The 18,325-nt window shown below is 49.5% G+C and carries 19 protein-coding genes; 6 read left to right on the plus strand and 13 right to left on the minus strand.

All coding sequences use genetic code 11. The features are described from left to right. Position 1 precedes the first annotated feature (1 nt). The 5 genes from IDAT_RS01415 to IDAT_RS01435 all read right to left on the minus strand — a co-directional run bounded on the left by IDAT_RS01415 (position 2) and on the right by IDAT_RS01435 (position 3,514). Positions 2 to 241, minus strand: a complete 240-nt coding sequence (locus IDAT_RS01415) for a hypothetical protein (protein WP_034729528.1) — start codon at positions 239 to 241, stop codon at positions 2 to 4. A gap of 96 nt (positions 242 to 337) precedes the next feature. Then, a complete protein-coding gene (locus IDAT_RS01420) occupies positions 338 to 670 on the minus strand; it encodes a YbjQ family protein (RefSeq protein WP_034729531.1) in 333 nt (110 codons plus the stop codon). Then, complete coding sequence (locus IDAT_RS01425; protein WP_034729533.1) at positions 667 to 1,110, minus strand: zf-HC2 domain-containing protein; 444 nt, start codon at positions 1,108 to 1,110, stop codon at positions 667 to 669. Before IDAT_RS01425 ends, IDAT_RS01420 begins: the two co-directional genes overlap by 4 nt. Continuing rightward, on the minus strand, positions 1,103 to 1,603 hold the full coding sequence (locus IDAT_RS12915) for an RNA polymerase sigma factor (protein ID WP_051986496.1): 501 nt from the start codon (positions 1,601 to 1,603) through the stop codon (positions 1,103 to 1,105). The genes IDAT_RS01425 and IDAT_RS12915 overlap by 8 nt, the downstream gene beginning before the upstream one ends. Before the next feature lie 84 nt (positions 1,604 to 1,687). Continuing rightward, positions 1,688 to 3,514, minus strand: coding sequence for an ABC transporter ATP-binding protein (locus IDAT_RS01435; RefSeq protein ID WP_034729536.1), 1,827 nt, complete (start codon positions 3,512 to 3,514; stop codon positions 1,688 to 1,690). 113 nt (positions 3,515 to 3,627) lie between these two features. On the opposite strand from IDAT_RS01435, the gene IDAT_RS01440 reads away from it, so the two are divergent. The 3 genes from IDAT_RS01440 to IDAT_RS01450 are packed head-to-tail and all read left to right on the plus strand — an operon-like array spanning position 3,628 to position 6,586. Continuing rightward, positions 3,628 to 5,295, plus strand: coding sequence for a carbon starvation CstA family protein (locus tag IDAT_RS01440; protein WP_034729539.1), 1,668 nt, complete (start codon positions 3,628 to 3,630; stop codon positions 5,293 to 5,295). After that, a complete protein-coding gene (locus tag IDAT_RS01445) occupies positions 5,292 to 5,564 on the plus strand; it encodes a cory-CC-star protein (protein WP_034729542.1) in 273 nt (90 codons plus the stop codon). The genes IDAT_RS01440 and IDAT_RS01445 overlap by 4 nt, the downstream gene beginning before the upstream one ends. After that, positions 5,564 to 6,586, plus strand: a complete 1,023-nt coding sequence (locus tag IDAT_RS01450; RefSeq protein WP_034729545.1) for an ArsA family ATPase — start codon at positions 5,564 to 5,566, stop codon at positions 6,584 to 6,586. Before IDAT_RS01445 ends, IDAT_RS01450 begins: the two co-directional genes overlap by 1 nt. A 17-nt stretch (positions 6,587 to 6,603) precedes the next feature. On the opposite strand, the gene IDAT_RS01455 is transcribed toward IDAT_RS01450, so the two are convergent. From IDAT_RS01455 to IDAT_RS01465, 3 genes are read right to left on the minus strand one after another with little or no spacing between them, the layout of a single operon-like run. After that, the gene (locus tag IDAT_RS01455) at positions 6,604 to 7,191 is read right to left on the minus strand and encodes a YqaA family protein (RefSeq protein WP_034729548.1); all 588 of its coding nucleotides are present in this window, start codon (positions 7,189 to 7,191) and stop codon (positions 6,604 to 6,606) included. A 6-nt stretch (positions 7,192 to 7,197) separates the two neighbouring features. Continuing rightward, positions 7,198 to 8,535, minus strand: coding sequence for a M28 family metallopeptidase (locus tag IDAT_RS01460; protein WP_244441588.1), 1,338 nt, complete (start codon positions 8,533 to 8,535; stop codon positions 7,198 to 7,200). 47 nt (positions 8,536 to 8,582) lie between these two features. Beyond that, entirely contained in the window at positions 8,583 to 9,017 is a 435-nt protein-coding gene (locus IDAT_RS01465; protein WP_034729554.1) for a hypothetical protein, read from the minus strand. A 139-nt stretch (positions 9,018 to 9,156) separates the two neighbouring features. Between IDAT_RS01465 and IDAT_RS01470 the strand changes: the two genes are divergently transcribed. The 3 genes from IDAT_RS01470 to IDAT_RS01480 are packed head-to-tail and all read left to right on the plus strand — an operon-like array spanning position 9,157 to position 13,996. Next, entirely contained in the window at positions 9,157 to 10,302 is a 1,146-nt protein-coding gene (locus IDAT_RS01470; protein WP_034729557.1) for an efflux RND transporter periplasmic adaptor subunit, read from the plus strand. 3 nt (positions 10,303 to 10,305) lie between these two features. Continuing rightward, positions 10,306 to 13,413 (plus strand): efflux RND transporter permease subunit, encoded by a 3,108-nt coding sequence (locus IDAT_RS01475; protein WP_034729560.1) that lies wholly within the window; start codon positions 10,306 to 10,308, stop codon positions 13,411 to 13,413. Positions 13,414 to 13,468: 55 nt separating this feature from the next. After that, a complete protein-coding gene (locus IDAT_RS01480) occupies positions 13,469 to 13,996 on the plus strand; it encodes a DUF2937 family protein (RefSeq protein ID WP_034729563.1) in 528 nt (175 codons plus the stop codon). Here the strand turns inward: IDAT_RS01480 and IDAT_RS01485 are convergent. From IDAT_RS01485 to IDAT_RS01505, 5 genes are all read right to left on the minus strand, one after another. Beyond that, entirely contained in the window at positions 13,980 to 14,312 is a 333-nt protein-coding gene (locus tag IDAT_RS01485; protein WP_034729566.1) for a hypothetical protein, read from the minus strand. The two genes, IDAT_RS01480 and IDAT_RS01485, sit on opposite strands and share 17 nt — an antisense overlap. 53 nt (positions 14,313 to 14,365) lie before the next feature. Next, positions 14,366 to 14,926, minus strand: a complete 561-nt coding sequence (locus IDAT_RS01490; RefSeq protein WP_034729569.1) for a YgjV family protein — start codon at positions 14,924 to 14,926, stop codon at positions 14,366 to 14,368. A 95-nt stretch (positions 14,927 to 15,021) separates the two neighbouring features. Next, complete coding sequence (locus IDAT_RS01495; protein ID WP_034729571.1) at positions 15,022 to 16,686, minus strand: M28 family metallopeptidase; 1,665 nt, start codon at positions 16,684 to 16,686, stop codon at positions 15,022 to 15,024. Between the two features lie 6 nt (positions 16,687 to 16,692). Further along, positions 16,693 to 17,178 carry a DUF192 domain-containing protein gene (locus tag IDAT_RS01500; RefSeq protein WP_034729573.1) on the minus strand — a complete coding sequence of 162 codons (486 nt, stop codon included), beginning with the start codon at positions 17,176 to 17,178 and terminating at the stop codon, positions 16,693 to 16,695. 139 nt (positions 17,179 to 17,317) lie between these two features. Next, the gene (locus tag IDAT_RS01505; RefSeq protein WP_051986497.1) at positions 17,318 to 18,295 is read right to left on the minus strand and encodes a DUF4382 domain-containing protein; all 978 of its coding nucleotides are present in this window, start codon (positions 18,293 to 18,295) and stop codon (positions 17,318 to 17,320) included. Between the last annotated feature and the right edge of the window lie 30 nt (positions 18,296 to 18,325).

Here is an 18,325-nt window from a genome sequence, read left to right on the forward strand (position 1 = left end):
CTTAATCAAAGGACATGCGGCGCTGGCACGTCGCAGTTTGGAGGTCATCGGATACGGCAACGTAGTAGCCGCTAGGGCACTCAATCCGTAACGTCGTAGGATCGGCTTTTTGCGTCGCTTGCTTTTTCAAATTGCCACTGACTTCCGCTAAGTCGATATCGGGCAATAAGTGCGACCCAAAGCCGTAATAATAATGATATAGCGCTGCTGCAAAAATCGCTAAAATGAGCAATTTGCGCATAGTGGCTCACTCCCACCCTGATTTAAAGGTAAACGAAATAAAGGCAAATCAATCCTCTATTTAATAGCAGCAGCGCACAAAATACAATGCAACAGTTTAGTCAATTTTTTCCAACTTCACTGCCGTACCAAAAACCAATAATTCAGCGGCACCTTGCGCCAACATCGAGGTGGTAAAACGCACACTAACAATGGCCTCGGCTTGCAATGCACGCGCTTCATCAACCATTCGATCAAGCACTTGTTCGCGACTTTCTGCCATCAGTTTAGTGTAGTCGTTAATCTCACCGCCGACGATATTCTTCAATCCGGCGAGAATATCGCGGCCAATGTGACGTGCGCGAATGGTGTTGCCACGGACAATGCCCAAGTGTTCAGTGATGCGGTAACCCGCCAAAGTTTCGGTTGTCACTACTGGAATTGTTTTCATAATTGCACCTTCTTATAGCGATCGGTTTTTGCTTGTTGCTTACGCTGCCATGCCACGCCAATAAAGAGCACAGTCAAGCCCAAATAAACTGCGCCAACAGCTAGTTTCAGCCAGATCGGCAGACTAGCATCTTGTACATACTGATATGCGGCCCATCCGCCAATCACTAACAGACCGACCAACATTAAGAGCCAACCGAGCCATTGCCACACTGGAGTTGTGGTGGTCTGCAAATGTGGCATAGTTGGTTCTGGCATTGTTTGCTGCGCAGCACGTAGCGCCGCACTTTGTTGCTCAAGTTGCGCTAATTTGGCGCTGCAATACTCGCAACGCTGCAGGTGTTGCTGCAACAATTGCTGTTGTTGTTGGGTGAGCTCGTTATCCAGAGCGCCACTTAGTAAAGGTTCGTACAAAGCGCACTCGCGGGTTGCTTCAGTCATTCGCTTGTTCTCCTCGCTCAAGTTGTTGCAACTGCAGTCGCAAAGCTTCGCGAGCGCGTGCCAATCGCGACATCACGGTACCTTGTGGAATCTGCATAATGGTCGCAATTTCAGCGTAGCTGCAGTCATTGAGTTCACGTAGTACCAACACATCACTCTGCGCAAAAGGCAATAACGACAGCGCTTTTAGCGCGTTAGATTCAGCAGGTAACGGCGTATTGACCACTTCCTCAAGCGTGCTGATGGCATCTAACGTCGTTAACTTTTTGCGTTGGCGTAACAGATCGAGACTACGAAAGCGTACCACTTGTAAAAACCAGGCTTTCACTTTGGCGGTTTCGGGAAACCCTTTGGTTGTGAAGGCGCTGATTAAAGCATCGTGCAAACAATCTTCCGCTGAACTTTGGCATTGCAACAATTGCTGTGCCAACAGCTGCGCCCCGCGTAAGTGCGGTTGTAAAAGCTGATAGCGTTGTTGTTGCAGTGTTTGCATGAATCCAGTGCCCTGTTAAGTGGTACGTTCCTCAATAAGACGAAGCAGTGTTAGAGTTTATTCCATTATTGATTCGGCCAGCAGTTATTCCGCAATGAAACCACCCGACTGCCGTGCCCATAATTGTGCGTAAAGCCCGCCCTGCTCGAGTAGTTCGGCATGAGAGCCCTGCTCAACAATACGTCCCTCATCCATAACCACCAAACGGTCCATAGCCGCAATGGTCGACAACCGGTGGGCGATGGCAATCACGGTTTTACCTTCCATCAAGCGATACAGGTTCTCTTGAATTGCCGCTTCAACTTCAGAATCGAGCGCCGAGGTTGCTTCATCAAGGATCAATATAGGTGCGTCTTTTAGCATGACACGTGCAATAGCGATACGTTGCCGTTGGCCACCCGACAATTTCACGCCGCGTTCACCAACGTGCGCGTCAAGGCCACGGCGACCGTGGTTATCTTCAAGCTCTGCAATAAAGTCCGTGGCCTCAGCGCGCGCTGCAGCTTGCTGTATCATCGCTTCGGTGGCATCAGGACGACCATAGGCGATGTTACCGCGCACTGATCGATGCAGCAGCGAGGTATCCTGCGTAACCATGCCAATATTAGCGCGCAGACTGTCTTGCGTGACTTCGGCAATGTTTTGTCCGTCAATTAAAATACTGCCCTGATTTAATTCGTAAAAGCGTAAGAGTACGTTGACTAGGGTTGATTTACCTGCCCCCGAACGACCGACTAAGCCAATTTTTTCTCCCGGTGCAATGTGTAAATCTAAATCGCGCAAAATCGGTTTGTCGTTACTGTAATGAAAATTAACATTGTTGAAAGTGACACCACCTTGTCGCACGACCAGTGGCTTGGCATCAGGTTTATCTTGAATCACTTGCGGTACAGCGATAGATTTGATGCCGTCTTGCACGGTACCAATGTTTTCAAACAACGCGGAAACCTCCCACATAATCCATTGGCTCATCCCCCACAAGCGCAGTACCAACGAGAGCGCCACCGCTATAGCACCGACACTGATAAGCTCACCAAGCCACAACCAAATAGCGAGCGCGGCAATGCCAAACAAGAGTAAAGAATTCAGTAAATAAAGACAGGTATAAAGCTTTGTTACCAAGCGCATTTGAGTATGTACGGTAGCCAAAAATTGCTCCATACCTTCGCGCGCAAATGCACTTTCGCGCTGCGCATGTGAGAACAGCTTCACTGTTTGGATGTTGGTGTAACTGTCGACAATGCGGCCGGTCATGACCGATCGCGCGTCCGCTTGGGCCGCTGCTACTTTTCCGAGACGGGGCACAAAATAGCGTAACAAAATGATGTAACAACCCAGCCAAGCTAATAGCGGCAGGGCTAAGCGCCAATCAGCGCTGGCGACAATCACTACGGTACCGATGAAGTAAACCGCTACGTAGTTGAGCACGTCGAACAGTTTGATCACACTCTCACGGACCGCCAAGGCGGTTTGCATGACCTTAGTCGCAATACGACCGGCAAATTCATCTTGGTAAAACGCCATCGACTGCTGCAGCAAATAATTGTGCACCAACCAACGGATGCGCATTGGGTAATTACCCAGCAATGATTGATAAGTGATTAATGAATGCAGAATCACCAGCGTTGGTAAACCTAACAACACGACTGCCGCCATGCCGATTAACCAGAGTCCTTGCTCAGCCATAAAGGTTTCGCGCGATTGCTCGCTCAACCAATCAACAATGCTACCGATGAAACTGAACAGCCACACTTCGGTAATGGCAATCGCCATCATCAGCAAACCTGCCATAAAAATATAGGGCCAGGCACCGCGACTAAAGTACAAACAAAAGGCCACCAAACCTTTCGGCGGTTGATTGTAGGTCGGCGGTGGGAATGGGTTTAAGCGGTTTTCAAACCAACGAAACATAAGAATCCTTACAGCAAGCTATACTTTGGTCGAATGTCAGTTTTACATCATTTTGCTTTATCATAAGGGCTGACAATAAAGCATTACGCCATCATAAACGAAAAAGGTGTCTTATGAACGCTATTTTACTGATGTTGCTAGGCCTCGGAGGGATGCTCCTCGGTTATTTATTTTACTCCAAATTTGTGGCCGAAAAGATCTACAAATTGGACCCGAATTTCCGCACCCCGGCGCATGAGTTTGAGGATGGCGTTGATTTTGTTCCGACCAATAAATACGTTCTTTGGGGCCACCACTTTACCTCTGTTGCCGGCGCTGCACCTATTATCGGACCGGCAATTGCGGTAATTTGGGGTTGGGTCCCGGCCTTTTTATGGGTCATTTTCGGCACCATTTTCTTCGCTGGTGTGCATGACGCCGGCGCTATTTGGGCGTCAAACCGAAATCGCGCACGGTCCATTGGCGCGCTCACCGGCGACGTTGTTGGTAAGCGTTCGCAATCGTTGTTCATGATTGTGATTTTTCTGGTGTTACTGATGGTAAACGCGGTCTTCGCAACCGCCATTTCTGGTCTACTCATAAACTTCCCGAGCTCAGTGATTCCGGTGTGGGGCGCAATTTTCGTAGCATTGATCATTGGTCAGGTCATTTTTCGCAAATGGATGAATCTTGGTACTGTCTCTATACTCGGTGTGATTGCGCTTTATGCGCTCATTTTTGCCGGTCCGTCAGCGCCACTTAGCCTGCCTGAGACAGTCATGGGGGTATCGGATAACGCCACTTGGATACTCATTCTGTTCTTTTATGCTGCTATCGCGTCCTTGCTTCCGGTTTGGATGCTGTTGCAGCCGCGTGATTACATCAATGGCTTGCAACTCTTTATCGGCTTATTCTTGCTTTACGGTGCAGTGTTATTGAGTGGTCCAGAACTAGTAGCTCCAGCATTCAATACCAACACCCCCGAAGGAACGCCATCAATCGTACCACTGTTATTTGTGACCATCGCCTGTGGCGCAATTTCTGGCTTCCACGGTTTAGTGGCTTCGGGTACCACCTCGAAGCAGCTCGATAAAGAGACCGATGCACGTTTTGTCGGTTATTTTGGTGCCATTGGAGAAGGTTCATTGTCTCTTGCTACTATTATTGCGGTAACCGCAGGCTTCGCAACTTTGGCAGATTGGCAAGCGGTGTATCACAGTTTTGGTCAAGGTGGCGTTACCGCCTTTGTCAGCGGCGGTGCGCGAATTCTACAAGAAGGCTTGAGTCTTGATATAGAGCTATCAGAAACACTCTTGACGGTCATGGCGGTGTTGTTCGCCGGCACGACCATGGACACGGGCCTACGCTTACAGCGTTATATTTTCCAAGAATGGGGCGCCATTTATAACCTCCGCTGGATGCAAAAAGCAGCACCTGCTACCCTGCTCTCGGTTGGCTCGTGTCTCATCTTGGCATTTGGTGCCGGCGGCGCGGACGGTTCCGGTGGCTTGGCGATTTGGCCATTATTTGGCACCACCAATCAACTGCTCGCGGGTCTCACGTTGTTGGTGATCACCGTCATGTTGGTAAAGCTAAAACGCCCGATGTACGTCACCCTTATCCCGCTGGTGTTTCTCTTGGTGATGACCATTTTTGCGCTACTAATACAACTCAAAGGTTTTTACGATACTGCTGACTGGTTCTTGTTTAGTCTTGATTTGTTGGTGCTAGTAGCAGCTATTTGGATTGCCCTTGAAGCTACAGCTGCACTGAATCGTGCGCGAAATTCTGTAAACGAATGAAGATACAAGCAATAAAAAGTTGGCTCGCCAATGCGAGTCAGCTTGCCAATCAATATTACAATGCTCCCTATCGTGCTGCGGTAGCGCGCGCTAAACGCGAGCAAGACGATTTGTTCATGCTGTATGTCTACAGTGAGCTGATGGGAATACCCAACCCAGCAAGTTATTACACGCTAGAGTTACAGCCGCTGCTACTTGAACAATTCCATCAATGGCATTTACGCATGGGCATGGAACACTCACCCTTTGACGAATTTAGGTGTTGCTGATGAAGGATTCATGGCTCAAGCAACTGCCGCCCATTATTTTCTTGGGCGGCAAAGGCGGTGTCGGCAAAACTTCAGTGAGTAGCGCCCTCGCCTTGTTACTTGGGCAACAAGGTAAGCGTGTGTTGTTGGTCTCGACGGATCCGGCGCATAGCCTTGCTGATGCTTTTGGCCGCCCCATAGGGGCGCAGCCAACCGCCATCAATGCGCAAGTCGACGCCTTAGAGTTAGATCCTGATGCTCAAGTCAAAGCGCACATCGATGAGGTGCTGCGTGCCATGAAAGACTTCGCCAAACCAACGATGTACCCGCAAATTGAGCGGCAACTGAAGCTCTCTGCACAATCTCCGGGAACTCAAGAAGCGGCTTTATTGGAGAGCATGGCGAAGTGGATCGACAGTGCTCAGCAACAAGGTTATGACCATTTAATCTTCGATACCGCACCAACCGGTCATACCCTGCGTTTATTGATCCTACCGGAGGCAATGGCAGCTTGGACGCAAGGTTTACTGCAAGCGAGTGAAAAGTCGGCGCAGTTGCAAGGCATGGTTGATCACTTAAGTGCCTCGCGCCAACGCAGTCCGAATCACCCGTTAGCGGAGCCGCAACAGCACGGCACTTCGCAACTTGGCGATCGGCAGGCCAAAATTGCGGCACGGCTGCGTCAACGGCAACAGTTATTCCAGCGTGCGCGCGAGCGAATAAAAGATCCCCAGCAAACAGCTATCGCCTTTGTGTTGACCCCAGAAAAGCTGCCGATGTTGGAAACAGAGCGCGCTGTGCAGCAGTTGCGTGAGGCGAAATTACCCATTGCAGCATTATTTATTAATCGTAATTTGCCAAATAATGCGGATGGCGCGTTTCTCGCGCAACGGCGGCAACAAGAACAAGTTTATCGAGCGCAGATCAACCAGTTGTTCGATGATCTACCAAAGTGTTTTTTGCCATTATTTGCTACAGATTTACAGGAGCTTGCTGGCCTAGAAGCCTTTGCCCAAGTCATTGCGACGGGTCAGTGGTGTTGAACCTGATGAGTCTGAGGTTACGAAAATACCACGATTAAATAGATAGCTAAGCCCGCTACCAAAATCCCTAGTCCGAGACGATTTTGATGGCGCTGCCACCAACCAAGAACACGCTCACCAAACCAATACACCAATAGCGCCAAGCCATAGTAACGCAGACCTCTAGCAATAAAAGCGGCAGCAAGAAATAACAAGTATGGGTACTCGGTGCTACCGGCTGCTAACATGCCCACCTGAAATGGGATAGGTGTAATACCAACGAGCAACAAGGTCGCAAAACCGTTATCTTTGAAATCGGCAGTGAACTCGGAGAATGCCTGCTGATAGCCGAAATAATCAATCAACCACTGGCCACCGGTATCAAAGAAGAACAAACCGAGGTTGTAACCAATCGTGGCCCCTACTAGACAGCCGGCGAGTGTTGCCGTAGCAATTGCAAACCAGCGCTCGCGCTCATGAATAAGTAGCGGGATCAGCACCAGTTCTAATGGGATTGGAATGATGATTGACTCGAGCAATGAGGCAACAAAGATCATCCATAATAGGTGGTTAGATTCAAGAATACGTGCCAACCAACGGTTGGCACGTGCATCATTTAATTTCATGCAAAGTTATTCGCCAAAAGCTCCTGCTGGTCCCGGAAACACTACCGGACTCTCGTAGCCATCTTTACTGATACTTGCGACGCCGAAAAAGTAGTTATCAATGACAATGTTTTCTAGCGTGTATTCAGTGACATTACCGACGTCGCGGCTGAATTCCCAATTTGGCGCATCGGTATGACGCCAGTAAACGCGGTAGCCAGCTACATGGTCCGCTTCGGCCGCGCTTGGTGCCTGCCATTTTAACGTAGTATCGGCACTGACTGCACCGGAAATCTGCACCTGCGCGGGTGGACTTGGAGCCCAGGCCATGCCCGCGAGTGAGACAGCATTCAAAGCGGTCAGTTTAGCGGCATAATCGAAGTCAACGCCATCGAGGGTGTCACCATAGGCAATCCCGTCTTCAACACGCAAATCTTGGTGCTGGCGATTGTAGTTTTCGTTGGTTTCCATGATCCGAACGCCCGGGAAGCCAAGGTCATTGAACGGCCGATGATGACCACCACGAGCAAAGCGGTCGAGACGATAAATCACCATAGTATCTAAGTTTTCGATATAACGATCGGCCATCCAATCGATGTAACGTGCCAGATTACGACTTGGTGAATCGACTTCACCACCGGTAAAACGGCGACGACGCGCATCATCTGCGGTCTCATCCATGCGCGTGCCTTCAGCAAAAATACGTGCGGTGGTGTTATCGATAACACCGTTGATGCCCTCGGTATTACCAATCATATCGTTGTTGAGGACTGCTTTGATACGCCAACCGTCCTGCTGTGCTTGTTTTGCCATGATCCGGCCGCCGAACAAGCCCTGCTCTTCTCCGGCAAGTGCGGCGTAAACGATAGTCCCAGCAAATTCGTATTGACTCAGCACCCGTGCAGCTTCCAGAGTACCGGCCACGCCAGAAGCGTTATCGTTGGCACCGGGTGCATCAGATTCAAAGTCCATAACATCAGTGACACGGGAATCAATGTCGCCCGACATGATGACATAACGACTCGGATCAATTTTACCACGTTGTACCGCTATCACACTGACCACTTCAGTCGCGTCAGGGATACGTGCCTCACCACTTATCACTTCACTTTGGTAATACACCTCGAGACAACCACCGCAAGCGGCAGAAATCTTATCAAATTCAGCCTTAATCCAGCGTCGTGCAGCACCAATGCCGCGGGTGTCAGATTCGGTCTCTGACAAAGTGTGGCGGGTGCCAAAACTCACCAACTTGGTGATGTCTTGCTCGATACGCTCAGCAGAAACTGCCGCGGCGATATCATGCAAGTCGGCTTGGTCTTTATAGGTAATACTTTGCCCTTGCGCAGCAGCAGCAAAACTCATGCCCAGCGCAACAGCAAGAACAGTCAGTTTAGTCATGTGGTGTCCTATCAACAGTCATTTGGTTCAAAGCGTAAGGTAAACAGCCCTAATTCATTTTGATCAAGATAGCGAAATTCGACAAAGTCAGCGCGCTCCCGATAAAACGCTAAAGCCTCGCCCTGACAATACTCTCGCAGCATCTGCGGATAAATTTCAGCTTCGATAGCATCTTCGTCATGAACGAAACGATCAACGCGAACCAAGGTGTAGATAAAACGCATACCATAATTCACAACTTCGGCGCGCTCAAAACGCGTTTGTTCATCGAGTAGACGCGGTAAATCACGGTTCATAATCCCAGAACGCTCTAAAAGATCAGTGTAAAGCTGATTGCGTGCACTTGAACTCGTGCGGTCCGATTGTTGCAGTAAATTAAATACTAACACCGCAAGCAAAACCACCACGGCGGCGAGAATAAGGCTTAAACGAAAACTTTTTGACATAAACTTTTACCTTATTCTTTGCGTAACCCTAATAAATTCGCCATTCGTACTTACAAACATTCATGTATGTATGTATAATTATCAGCGATTGTAAAACGATTCTCTTTACGCAGAAAAACAAATTACGAGGTAGTCCTTAATGCGTCAACGTACCCTATCACCGATTGCCGCTGCTGTCTTTACTGGCGTGCTGTTGCTAGCTGGTTGTAGCGACCAAGAACAAGCACAAGCGCAACCCCAACAACAGCAGCAACAAACGGTCGGTGTTGTCACCTTGCAACCACAAAATGTTGACTTGAACGTGACCTTACCTGGTCGTGCAACCGCTTATCGCACGGCAGAAGTGCGTCCACAGGTCGGTGGTATCCTGCAAGCGCAGTTATTCACCGAAGGCAGTGAGGTTGAGCAAGGTCAATCGCTGTACCAAATTGATCCGGCTAATTACGAAGCAGATGTGGCGTCGGCAAAAGCCTCAGTTGCGCAAGCAAAAGCAACTTTAAGCGCCGCCACCGCACGCTTCGACCGCTTTGCAGGTTTACTTGCCGAAAAAGCAGTAAGCCAACAGGAGTTTGATGAAGCTGAAGCCAGCTACTTGCAAGCTCAAGCGCAACTCAAAGTTGCCGAAGCAGCACTGGAGCGCGCAGAATTAAACCTCGGCTACACCAAGGTGTACGCGCCTATTAGTGGTCGCATCGGGCGTTCGATGCTTACCGAGGGTGCCCTAGTTAGTGCGGGTCAAGCACAAGCTTTAGCAACGATTCATCAATTAGATCCCATCTATGTGGATGTCCAACAGGCCAGCGAAGCTTATTTTCAATTGCAACGTGCCATCGCCAGCGGTCAAGTGACAACAGACGCCGATAACCGCCCTAGCGTGCGCTTGTTTGCGAACGGCAGCGACCAAGTCATTGCCGAAGGTAAGCTGTTATTCAATGAAGTCACCGTTGACCCGAGCACCAGCACCATCACCTTACGGGCGCAGTTTGCAAATCCGGATCGCGCTATTTTGCCAGGCATGTATGTAACCGCTGAAGTTGACACCGGTTCACTGCAAAATGCTTTACTTGCACCGCAAGCAGGTGTGACACGTGATCCTCGTGGACGTGCGGTGGCCTTAGTCGTCAACAGTGAAGGTGAAGTCGAACAACGTTACCTTACTGTCGATGGTACCTCTGGGGACTCTTGGATTGTCCGCGACGGCTTAAGTGCAGGTGACAAAGTGATCGTAGAGGGCTTACAAAAAGTCCAGCCTGGAGCCAAAGTTCAAACCGAAGAAGTGAAGTAAACCATGGCAAAATTCTTTATTGATCGCCCCATCTTTGCGTGGGTTATCGCGATTATTATCATGCTTGCTGGTGGCCTTGCGGTCACCCAGCTGCCCGTTGAGCAGTATCCAGAAATTGCGCCGCCTTCGGTGCAAATTAACGCGTCCTACCCAGGTGCTACTGCCGAAACTCTTGAAGAGAGCGTCACCCAGGTCATTGAGCAAAACCTCAATGGTATTGATAATCTGGTGTACTTTTCATCCACCAGTGACTCTGCCGGTAATGCGAGTATTACCCTAACCTTCGAGGCGGGTACTGACCCTGATATCGCGCAAGTGCAGGTGCAGAACAAATTGCAGCTGGTGGTGCCATTACTGCCACAAGCGGTGCAAGATCAGGGCTTAGTTGTTGCCAAAGCGAACAATTCGTTTCTGATGGTGTTAGCATTGATTTCGAATAATGACGAAATCAACCAAATTGACTTGGGCGACTATATTGCGAGTAACATTCAAGACCCTATCGCACGGACGCCTGGGGTGGGTAATGTACGCTTGTTTGGTGCGCCCTATGCCATGCGTATTTGGCTCGACCCGCAAAAACTCACGCGCTACAACCTAACCACCACGGATGTCGTGCTAGCGCTGCGTGAACAAAACAATCAGGTTGCTGCCGGTCAATTAGGCGGTACTCCTGCCGTTGCAGGTCAACGACTGACATCATCTATCATCGCGCAAACGCGGCTCGAAACGGTCGATCAGTTTGAAGACATTCTGCTGCGCGTTAATGAAGATGGTTCGGCCGTTAAAGTCAGCGACGTGGCACATGTTGAGCTCGGTGGCGAAAACTATTCCACCATCGCACGTTACAACCGCCAAGCAGCCTCAGGCCTTGCGGTTAACCTTGCGACCGGCGCCAACGCACTGGAAACTGCCGCAGCAGTAAAAGAGCGAGTTGCTGAGTTAGAGCAATTCTTCCCGCCGGGCGTTGAGTTGGTGATTCCGTATGACACCACTCCGTTTGTCGAAACCTCCATTACCGAGGTTGTGAAGATTCTTTTCGAAGCCTTCGTGTTGGTGTTCTTGCTCATGCTGCTGTTCTTGCAAAACTTGCGTGCCACACTGATCCCCACACTCGCCATTCCGGTGGTCGTGTTGGGTACCTTTGGCATCATGTCGGCGCTGGGCTTCAGTATCAACACCCTGACCATGTTTGGTTTAGTGCTTGCCATCGGCTTGTTGGTGGATGACGCCATCGTAGTCGTGGAGAACGTTGAGCGCTTAATGCATGACGAAAAGCTCTCGCCACGCAAGGCGACCATTAAGTCAATGCAGCAAATTACTGGCGCGTTGATTGCTATCGGTTTGGTCATGGCAGCGGTATTCGTACCCATGGCGTTCTTTGGCGGCTCAACCGGTGCCGTTTATCGTCAATTCTCGATCACCATTATTTCCGCAATGAGCTTATCGGTGATGGTCGCCATCATCTTTAGCCCATCTTTGTGTGCCACCTTGCTGAAACCGATCGATGACGAGAAAAAGAACAAAGGCATCATGGGCGCGTTCAACCGTGGCCTGAACCGTGTTACCGAAAAATACACAGGTTCCGTGCAGAGCATTATCAAACGCAGCGCACGTTTTATTGTCATTTACTTTGTGTTAGTTGCCGTATTAGCATTTTTATTCCTGCGTATGCCAAGCTCATTCATTCCGAATGAAGACCGCGGTGTATTTTTGACGCAAATGCAGCTGCCTGCCGGAGCGACCCAAGAACAGTCGTTCGAAACCATGCAAAAGATCGAGAACTACTACCTAGACGAAGCGGCCGGCATTCGCTCAGTATTTTCGGTCGTGGGTTTCAGTTTCAGTGGTCAAGGTCAAAACGCCGGACTCGCGTTCGTGCGCATGACGGATTGGTCAGAACGGACGACGCCAGATCTGCAAATCGAGGCCATCATTGGCCGGGCGATGGGTTACTTCAGCCAAGTTCGTGAAGCGATGATCTTCGCCTTCAACCTCCCCTCTATCCCAGAACTCGGCAACGCCAGTGGTTTTAACCTCTACTTGCAAGATCGCGGCGGATTAGGCCATGAGGGCCTATTACAAGCACGCAATCAATTGCTCGGCATGGCGGCGCAAAATAGCACCGTTGTTGGCGTGCGTCCGAACGGCTTAGAGGACACTTCGCAGTTCAAAATCGAAGTGGATTTCCAAAAAGCCAAAGCACTCGGGTTATCCATTGATCAAATCAATGCGACGCTAGCCAACGGTTTCGGCTCGACCTACATCAATGACTTTATCGACCGTGGTCGCGTGAAGAAAGTCTATGTGCAAGGCGTACCTGAGAGCCGGATGACACCTGAGGATCTGAGTCAGTGGTTTGTTCGCAATGACAGTGGCGAAATGGTCCCCTTCTCGTCGTTTACGAGCACCAGTTGGACCTTCGGTCCGCAACGACTCGAGCGTTACAATGGTGTGCCGGCAATGAATATACAGGGTGAAGCTGCACCGGGCTTTGCTTCGGGCGATGCCATGATGGCCATGGAAGAGATGATTAGCCAGTTGCCAGAAGGCATTGGTTACGAATGGTCAGGCATCTCACTAGAGGAAAAAGTCTCTGGTGACCAAGCGCCTATGCTCTACGCCTTATCACTCCTTATCGTCTTTTTGTGTTTGGCGGCCTTGTACGAGAGCTGGTCCATTCCGTTCTCGGTCATGCTCGTGGTGCCACTTGGTATTCTCGGCGCCGTTATCGCTGCCACCATGCGTGGTCTTGAAAACGACGTGTACTTCCAAGTTGGCCTGTTGACTACGGTGGGTGTTTCGGCGCGTAACGCTATCTTGATTGTCGAATTTGCCAAAGATTTACAAGCACAGGGTAAAGAGTTGTTAGCGGCCACCCTCGAGGCTGTAAAACTACGTCTACGCCCGATTCTGATGACGTCACTTGCGTTCACTTTTGGTGTCTTGCCACTAGCGCTTTCCAGTGGTGCGGGTGCGGTAAGTCGGCAAGCCATCGGTACCGGCGTCATCGGCGGTATGATTGGCGGCACGATTCTGGCTATCTTCTTCGTACCCTTACTGTTCTATGTGGTACGTCGGACCTTCCCACCGAAGGTTCGCGCCGAAGACTAGTCGCTGTTCCAACTGCATGCTAAGGTTATCTCTGGTCTCAGAGGTAACCTTACGCATGATCTATCGTTATTTTATTCTTTGTGTCGCCGCTTCAGCCCTGCTATTGGGTATTCAAGCGCCTAATCTATTGACCCAATATCAACAACGCTTGGCTGCACAATATGCCGAAGCCATGGTTTACTATAGAGACTATCAAACCATTGCTGAAACTCATTTTGACGGCGATATACAAGCGCTGATCCGCGCCCATCAAACAAGTGATGAGGCGGCCTTTCGTGATGAGGCACCGATTATTGAAAAACTAGTGGCACGGGTGAACGCGTTCGAGCAACAGTTGCAGCTACAACAACAGAGCTATCCCAATCAATTGTGGGCTCTCGTTTGGCAACATGATGAGGAATTGCTCGCTGGAACTATGGAGCAGTACAGTTTTAACGTACCCTTGACGCAGCAAGCGATAGCTACGGGCGCACTGATTGCACTAGCGATTGTGGTTTTGATCGATTTTATGTGGCTGGTGTTAAAACGTCTATTTCGCCGCCGCGGTGATAAGCCCGGCTTTCGGGCTAATCATCGTTTTTAACTTTGTATTCACCCTCAATCACCGAATCATCGCTGCGATTACGGGTCTGCTCACGCTGCTGCTGATAGCGTTGCTGCGCATCTCGCTGTGCTTGGCGCGCGGCTTTGTTAAATTGCCATACCTGTTTCAATTCGCGGCGTTTGCGCCACATCACCGGTAGTAGCAGTATCCAGCCGACCAGCAAGAAAATAAGACCTAAGCCCAACGCTAATAGCAAAAATAGGCCAAACACGAACCAGCTCAATAGCACCACAAGCGGATTTGCATTGGGCTGCGGCTTCATTTTTTCTTGCCATTGGCGAATATAAATTAACATTACATCGTCTCGTTTAACTGAGTTACTAATACTATTGTGGCGCAAGCATACAATTACAAGTGCTGCGCCTTGCGATCCTGTAACAATTTAAGAATGATACTGCTCAGATTCACGATATTGAAAACAGTTCCCGAAACACTGCCAACAATAATTGCGTAGACCAAGCCCAAGAACTCCGCGAGCAAAAACCAACGCCGAATCAATGTAGGGTCGTTTAATTTGATCGAGCCGACCGTGAAAATTATCGATGAAGCATAAGCAATCCAGATCGACCAATGACTCGGCTGGTCTGAAAACCCGATCGCAACTCCACTTAGCGAGAAATCAAGGGTTGCAATTGGGAATCGCCATTCAATAATGAGAAACACAATATTTAGCGCGACAAAGCCCCACAACACCAGCGGTCCTTGCCAACGCAGCGCGATAAAATTTCGCAATACTGCAATGCCGGTGACGATGCCACCAGCGATGGCATCCAGCATGAAAAAATGGATAGATAATGAACCGAGTGCTATTGCGGATACAATACGATAGCGATTCGCCGTACCTTGACGATAGGCGATAAAATTAAGAATGAGTGCGATAACACCAAAAACTTCTGCAACAGAAAACAACTGGAATCCTCAATACAACTTAGTTTTACTACAACAATAAAAACGGCGGCGACCGCACAGTGTCACCGCCGTCTACCAGGTGTTACCACCGGAGATTATTGGCGTTCGGCCGCAGTTTCTTCACGAATACCACGGAATTCGTTTCCGGCATACCAATTTGGCCACGCATCAGAATTGGCCAGTTCATCACCAATCCAGTAGTACAACCACATGTCTTGCTGCACACCCCGTAAATCCCATTCTGGATCGTACTCATCTGCTGGCTTGTGATACGCCTCTTGCACGTATTGCGCACGTTGTTCTTTACCGTATGCTTCACCGAACTCAATGTGGTCATTGCCACCTTTTGCATAAAGCATAGGGACGCCACGCTTAGCTAGGTTGAAGTGATCTGAGCGATAGAACGAGCCAACTTCTGGAGTCGGTTCCGGCGCTACGTAACGGTCTTGTTTCTCAACATAACGCGCTAAATACTCTTCAAGTTCTGAATTACCATGTCCAACCACGACCATGTCTTTCATCGGTCCATAAACGTTCATCACGTCCATGTTGATGCCGGCAACCGCTTTACTAAGCGGTAACATTGGATGATCAGCGTACCAATCGGAACCCAGCAAGCCACGCTCCTCGGCGGTTACTAAAACAAACACTACCGAACGCTCCGGTTGTGGTTGCGAGGCAAAGAATTCAGCAATTGCCATGACTCCAGCGGTACCCGATGCATTGTCTTGCGCACCGTTGTAGATTTGGTCATCACTCGCAATTGGATTCATACCCATGTGATCCCAATGCGCCATGTAAATCACATGCTCTTCCGGATTGACGCTACCTTCAATATAACCAATCAAGTTCGGTGAGTTGAGGTATTCAAAATCGGTCTGTACGGTCAAAGATACCGACGCATTCAGAGCAACTGGTTCAAACTCAGGTTGTTGTGCCTGCGCGCGCATTTCAGCATAGCTAGAGCCGATGCGTGCAAATAACTTGTCCGCCGCCTCTTGTGTAAGCCAACCTTCAATTTCAGCACGATCCATATTTTTATTGTCACGCGCCAAATCAAAACGGACGGGCGAGCCGCCTGCAACCACGCCCCAACCGTAGCCAGCAGGTCCTGTCTCGTGAATAACGAGGATACCCGCAGCACCTTGGCGCGCTGCTTCTTCAAACTTATAAGTCCAACGACCGTAATAGGTCATGGCTTTGCCGTTAAAAACCTCTGGATCACCACTGTCGTAACCTGGATCGTTTACTAATACCACGACTGTTTTGCCGGCAACATCGAGACCTTCATAATCATTCCAGCCATATTCTGGCGCCACGATACCGTAACCGGCGAACACCATTTCACTGTCCTTGAGTGATACTTCTTCTTGTACCCGCGGTGACCACGCCATCATGTCTTGTTTATAAGCAAAATCAGCTAACTCAGCAGCGCCAAAACTCATATCTGAAACACTGTAGGGCGTCATTTTTACCAAAGGCACTTCTTGGCGATAGCTATTTGATTCTGCGTCATAGGGTTTTAACCCCCACGCGCGGAATTTTTCTTCGACAAAGGCGACGGTCAATTCTTCACCTTTGCTCGCCGGCGCACGCCCTTCGAATTCATCCGAACTTAAGGTCTGCAGATAATCGCGATAGTTTTCGTTAAAACTGTAAGGGTCGACCTCAACCTGCGGGGTTGCAGTCGATTCAGGTTCACTGGCTGGCGAACATGCGACAATCAGCATGCTGGCGGCCAGCACCGAAAGCTTTTTCATCGGTTGTTACTCCTTGTTTTCACATTGTTGTAGTTGGACGCCTTCACGAATACCATGCTCGGCAAAATAGCCTGCTGGCATTTCGAGCGCACTTTTATAATTGGTACCCGGTCGATAACTCGGACAATTACGTGAATTTACACTGGTGCAAGGACGCATGGTGAACGTTTTGACAACGCGCATCTGTGCATCTAAATAAGCAATATCGAGCGCGATTTTAGTGTTGTACATCCAAAATCCGGAGTAGCCAGGACGCTCCTCGTTGTAAACAAACCACATCCCGTGATGCGGTGCTAACTCAGTACGGTGCATCAAACCACGCGCTCGCTTATCAAAATTATCTGCAATTTCAACTTGCATGGGCGGTTGTCCGCTGACCCCAACCTGACAAAGTTGTGTGGTGTCATAACTACACACGTCCTCTGCAGCTGTTGAGCAGGAATCTTGCGCAGTAAATCCAGCAAGTAGCAAAGTAAGTATTGATAGTGTCATAGCTGTCAGCTCGATAGAAAACAAACGAGCTCAAGTATGGCGTGAATTGGACGGAAAAAAAAGCCAAAAAAGCCCCTTACGGGGCTTTAAATTGGAGAACATTTGATAAACACGTACTAACGTATGAACGTCAGGTTGTTTATCCGGAGATATCCACAGTAGTAACCGTTTCATCCCCACTGACGCTCACGTCTACAACTCCTTGAAACGTGATGTCATCATCTGCCTCGGGATCGTCATCCGTCTGGCAGGTCCACGCTGCAGAGTAATCACCTGCCGCAACGTAACCGACAGAAAAGGTGTAGGCAGAGACGTTATCAAAGTACACCGCTGCAACGGCATACGGCTGATGTGTCTCTGCCCCACCTACATCTGCCAGGGCAGTTATCTCTAAATCACTTCCCTCATAGAGATAAACTGCAGCCACTGGCTCTGTCGTGTCGCTTGGTGCGACCGAACAAGAATTCTCAATGAGTAAGGCCTCGGCAATAGTGCCTTCAACGTGCCCCACTTCTAAATTATTCACTAACCGTACACCACGGGGCTTCAAGAAGTAGACATCTTGTCCCACCGGGTTCACCAGCGCCTGACGCAAATCAAACTCAACGGTATAAGCGGCATTACCACCGGCATCGAGCGTAATGCTATCGAATTTCAGTTCATTCGACGGTACTTGGAGTGCAATTTGCTGCTCCCCTACTTGTACATAAGAGCCTTCGCTCATGACCAGCCGCAATTGACCGTAAGTACCTGCTGCGACTTCAACGCCGGCTACTAAATCCAGCGCCTCGCTGCCGGTGTAACTCATCAGATCAACACCATAAGTGTTGGGGATGGTTTCACCGTCGCTATCTTTACAAACATCATTACTTGCTAAGGTGTTATCAGACTCGCCAATGACGAAAGTTTGCTGGCCATCGCCATTACCGACCAGCTCAACGGCATTAAAGCAAGCAATTACAGCGTCTGCCTCGTCAACTGGTGCGTCGCTAATTGCAAGCGTGAAGGTCGCGGTGTCAGCCACCTTGGGCTCATCATCGGAACCACCACACGCAGCTAGAGACAAAGCTGCAACAGAAATTACAAAAGCTTTACACGATTGATGTTTTAGTAACATGTTAATATACCTCTCGATATATGAGTTTAG

Origin of the sequence: Pseudidiomarina atlantica (genome assembly GCF_000753735.1) — a bacterium.
In the GTDB taxonomy this organism is placed as follows: domain Bacteria; phylum Pseudomonadota; class Gammaproteobacteria; order Enterobacterales; family Alteromonadaceae; genus Pseudidiomarina; species Pseudidiomarina atlantica.

Excerpts from the sequence above, each read along its gene's own strand:
- IDAT_RS01415 (WP_034729528.1), bottom strand. The coding sequence starts at position 241 with ATGCGCAAATTGCTCATTTTAGCGATTTTTGCAGCAGCGCTATATCAT.
- IDAT_RS01420 (WP_034729531.1), bottom strand. The coding sequence starts at position 670 with ATGAAAACAATTCCAGTAGTGACAACCGAAACTTTGGCGGGTTACCGC.
- IDAT_RS01425 (WP_034729533.1), bottom strand. The coding sequence starts at position 1,110 with ATGACTGAAGCAACCCGCGAGTGCGCTTTGTACGAACCTTTACTAAGT.
- IDAT_RS12915 (WP_051986496.1), bottom strand. The coding sequence starts at position 1,603 with ATGCAAACACTGCAACAACAACGCTATCAGCTTTTACAACCGCACTTA.
- IDAT_RS01435 (WP_034729536.1), bottom strand. The coding sequence starts at position 3,514 with ATGTTTCGTTGGTTTGAAAACCGCTTAAACCCATTCCCACCGCCGACC.
- IDAT_RS01440 (WP_034729539.1), top strand. The coding sequence starts at position 3,628 with ATGAACGCTATTTTACTGATGTTGCTAGGCCTCGGAGGGATGCTCCTC.
- IDAT_RS01445 (WP_034729542.1), top strand. The coding sequence starts at position 5,292 with ATGAAGATACAAGCAATAAAAAGTTGGCTCGCCAATGCGAGTCAGCTT.
- IDAT_RS01450 (WP_034729545.1), top strand. The coding sequence starts at position 5,564 with ATGAAGGATTCATGGCTCAAGCAACTGCCGCCCATTATTTTCTTGGGC.
- IDAT_RS01455 (WP_034729548.1), bottom strand. The coding sequence starts at position 7,191 with ATGAAATTAAATGATGCACGTGCCAACCGTTGGTTGGCACGTATTCTT.
- IDAT_RS01460 (WP_244441588.1), bottom strand. The coding sequence starts at position 8,535 with ATGAGTTTTGCTGCTGCTGCGCAAGGGCAAAGTATTACCTATAAAGAC.
- IDAT_RS01465 (WP_034729554.1), bottom strand. The coding sequence starts at position 9,017 with ATGTCAAAAAGTTTTCGTTTAAGCCTTATTCTCGCCGCCGTGGTGGTT.
- IDAT_RS01470 (WP_034729557.1), top strand. The coding sequence starts at position 9,157 with ATGCGTCAACGTACCCTATCACCGATTGCCGCTGCTGTCTTTACTGGC.
- IDAT_RS01475 (WP_034729560.1), top strand. The coding sequence starts at position 10,306 with ATGGCAAAATTCTTTATTGATCGCCCCATCTTTGCGTGGGTTATCGCG.
- IDAT_RS01480 (WP_034729563.1), top strand. The coding sequence starts at position 13,469 with ATGATCTATCGTTATTTTATTCTTTGTGTCGCCGCTTCAGCCCTGCTA.
- IDAT_RS01485 (WP_034729566.1), bottom strand. The coding sequence starts at position 14,312 with ATGTTAATTTATATTCGCCAATGGCAAGAAAAAATGAAGCCGCAGCCC.
- IDAT_RS01495 (WP_034729571.1), bottom strand. The coding sequence starts at position 16,686 with ATGAAAAAGCTTTCGGTGCTGGCCGCCAGCATGCTGATTGTCGCATGT.
- IDAT_RS01500 (WP_034729573.1), bottom strand. The coding sequence starts at position 17,178 with ATGACACTATCAATACTTACTTTGCTACTTGCTGGATTTACTGCGCAA.
- IDAT_RS01505 (WP_051986497.1), bottom strand. The coding sequence starts at position 18,295 with ATGTTACTAAAACATCAATCGTGTAAAGCTTTTGTAATTTCTGTTGCA.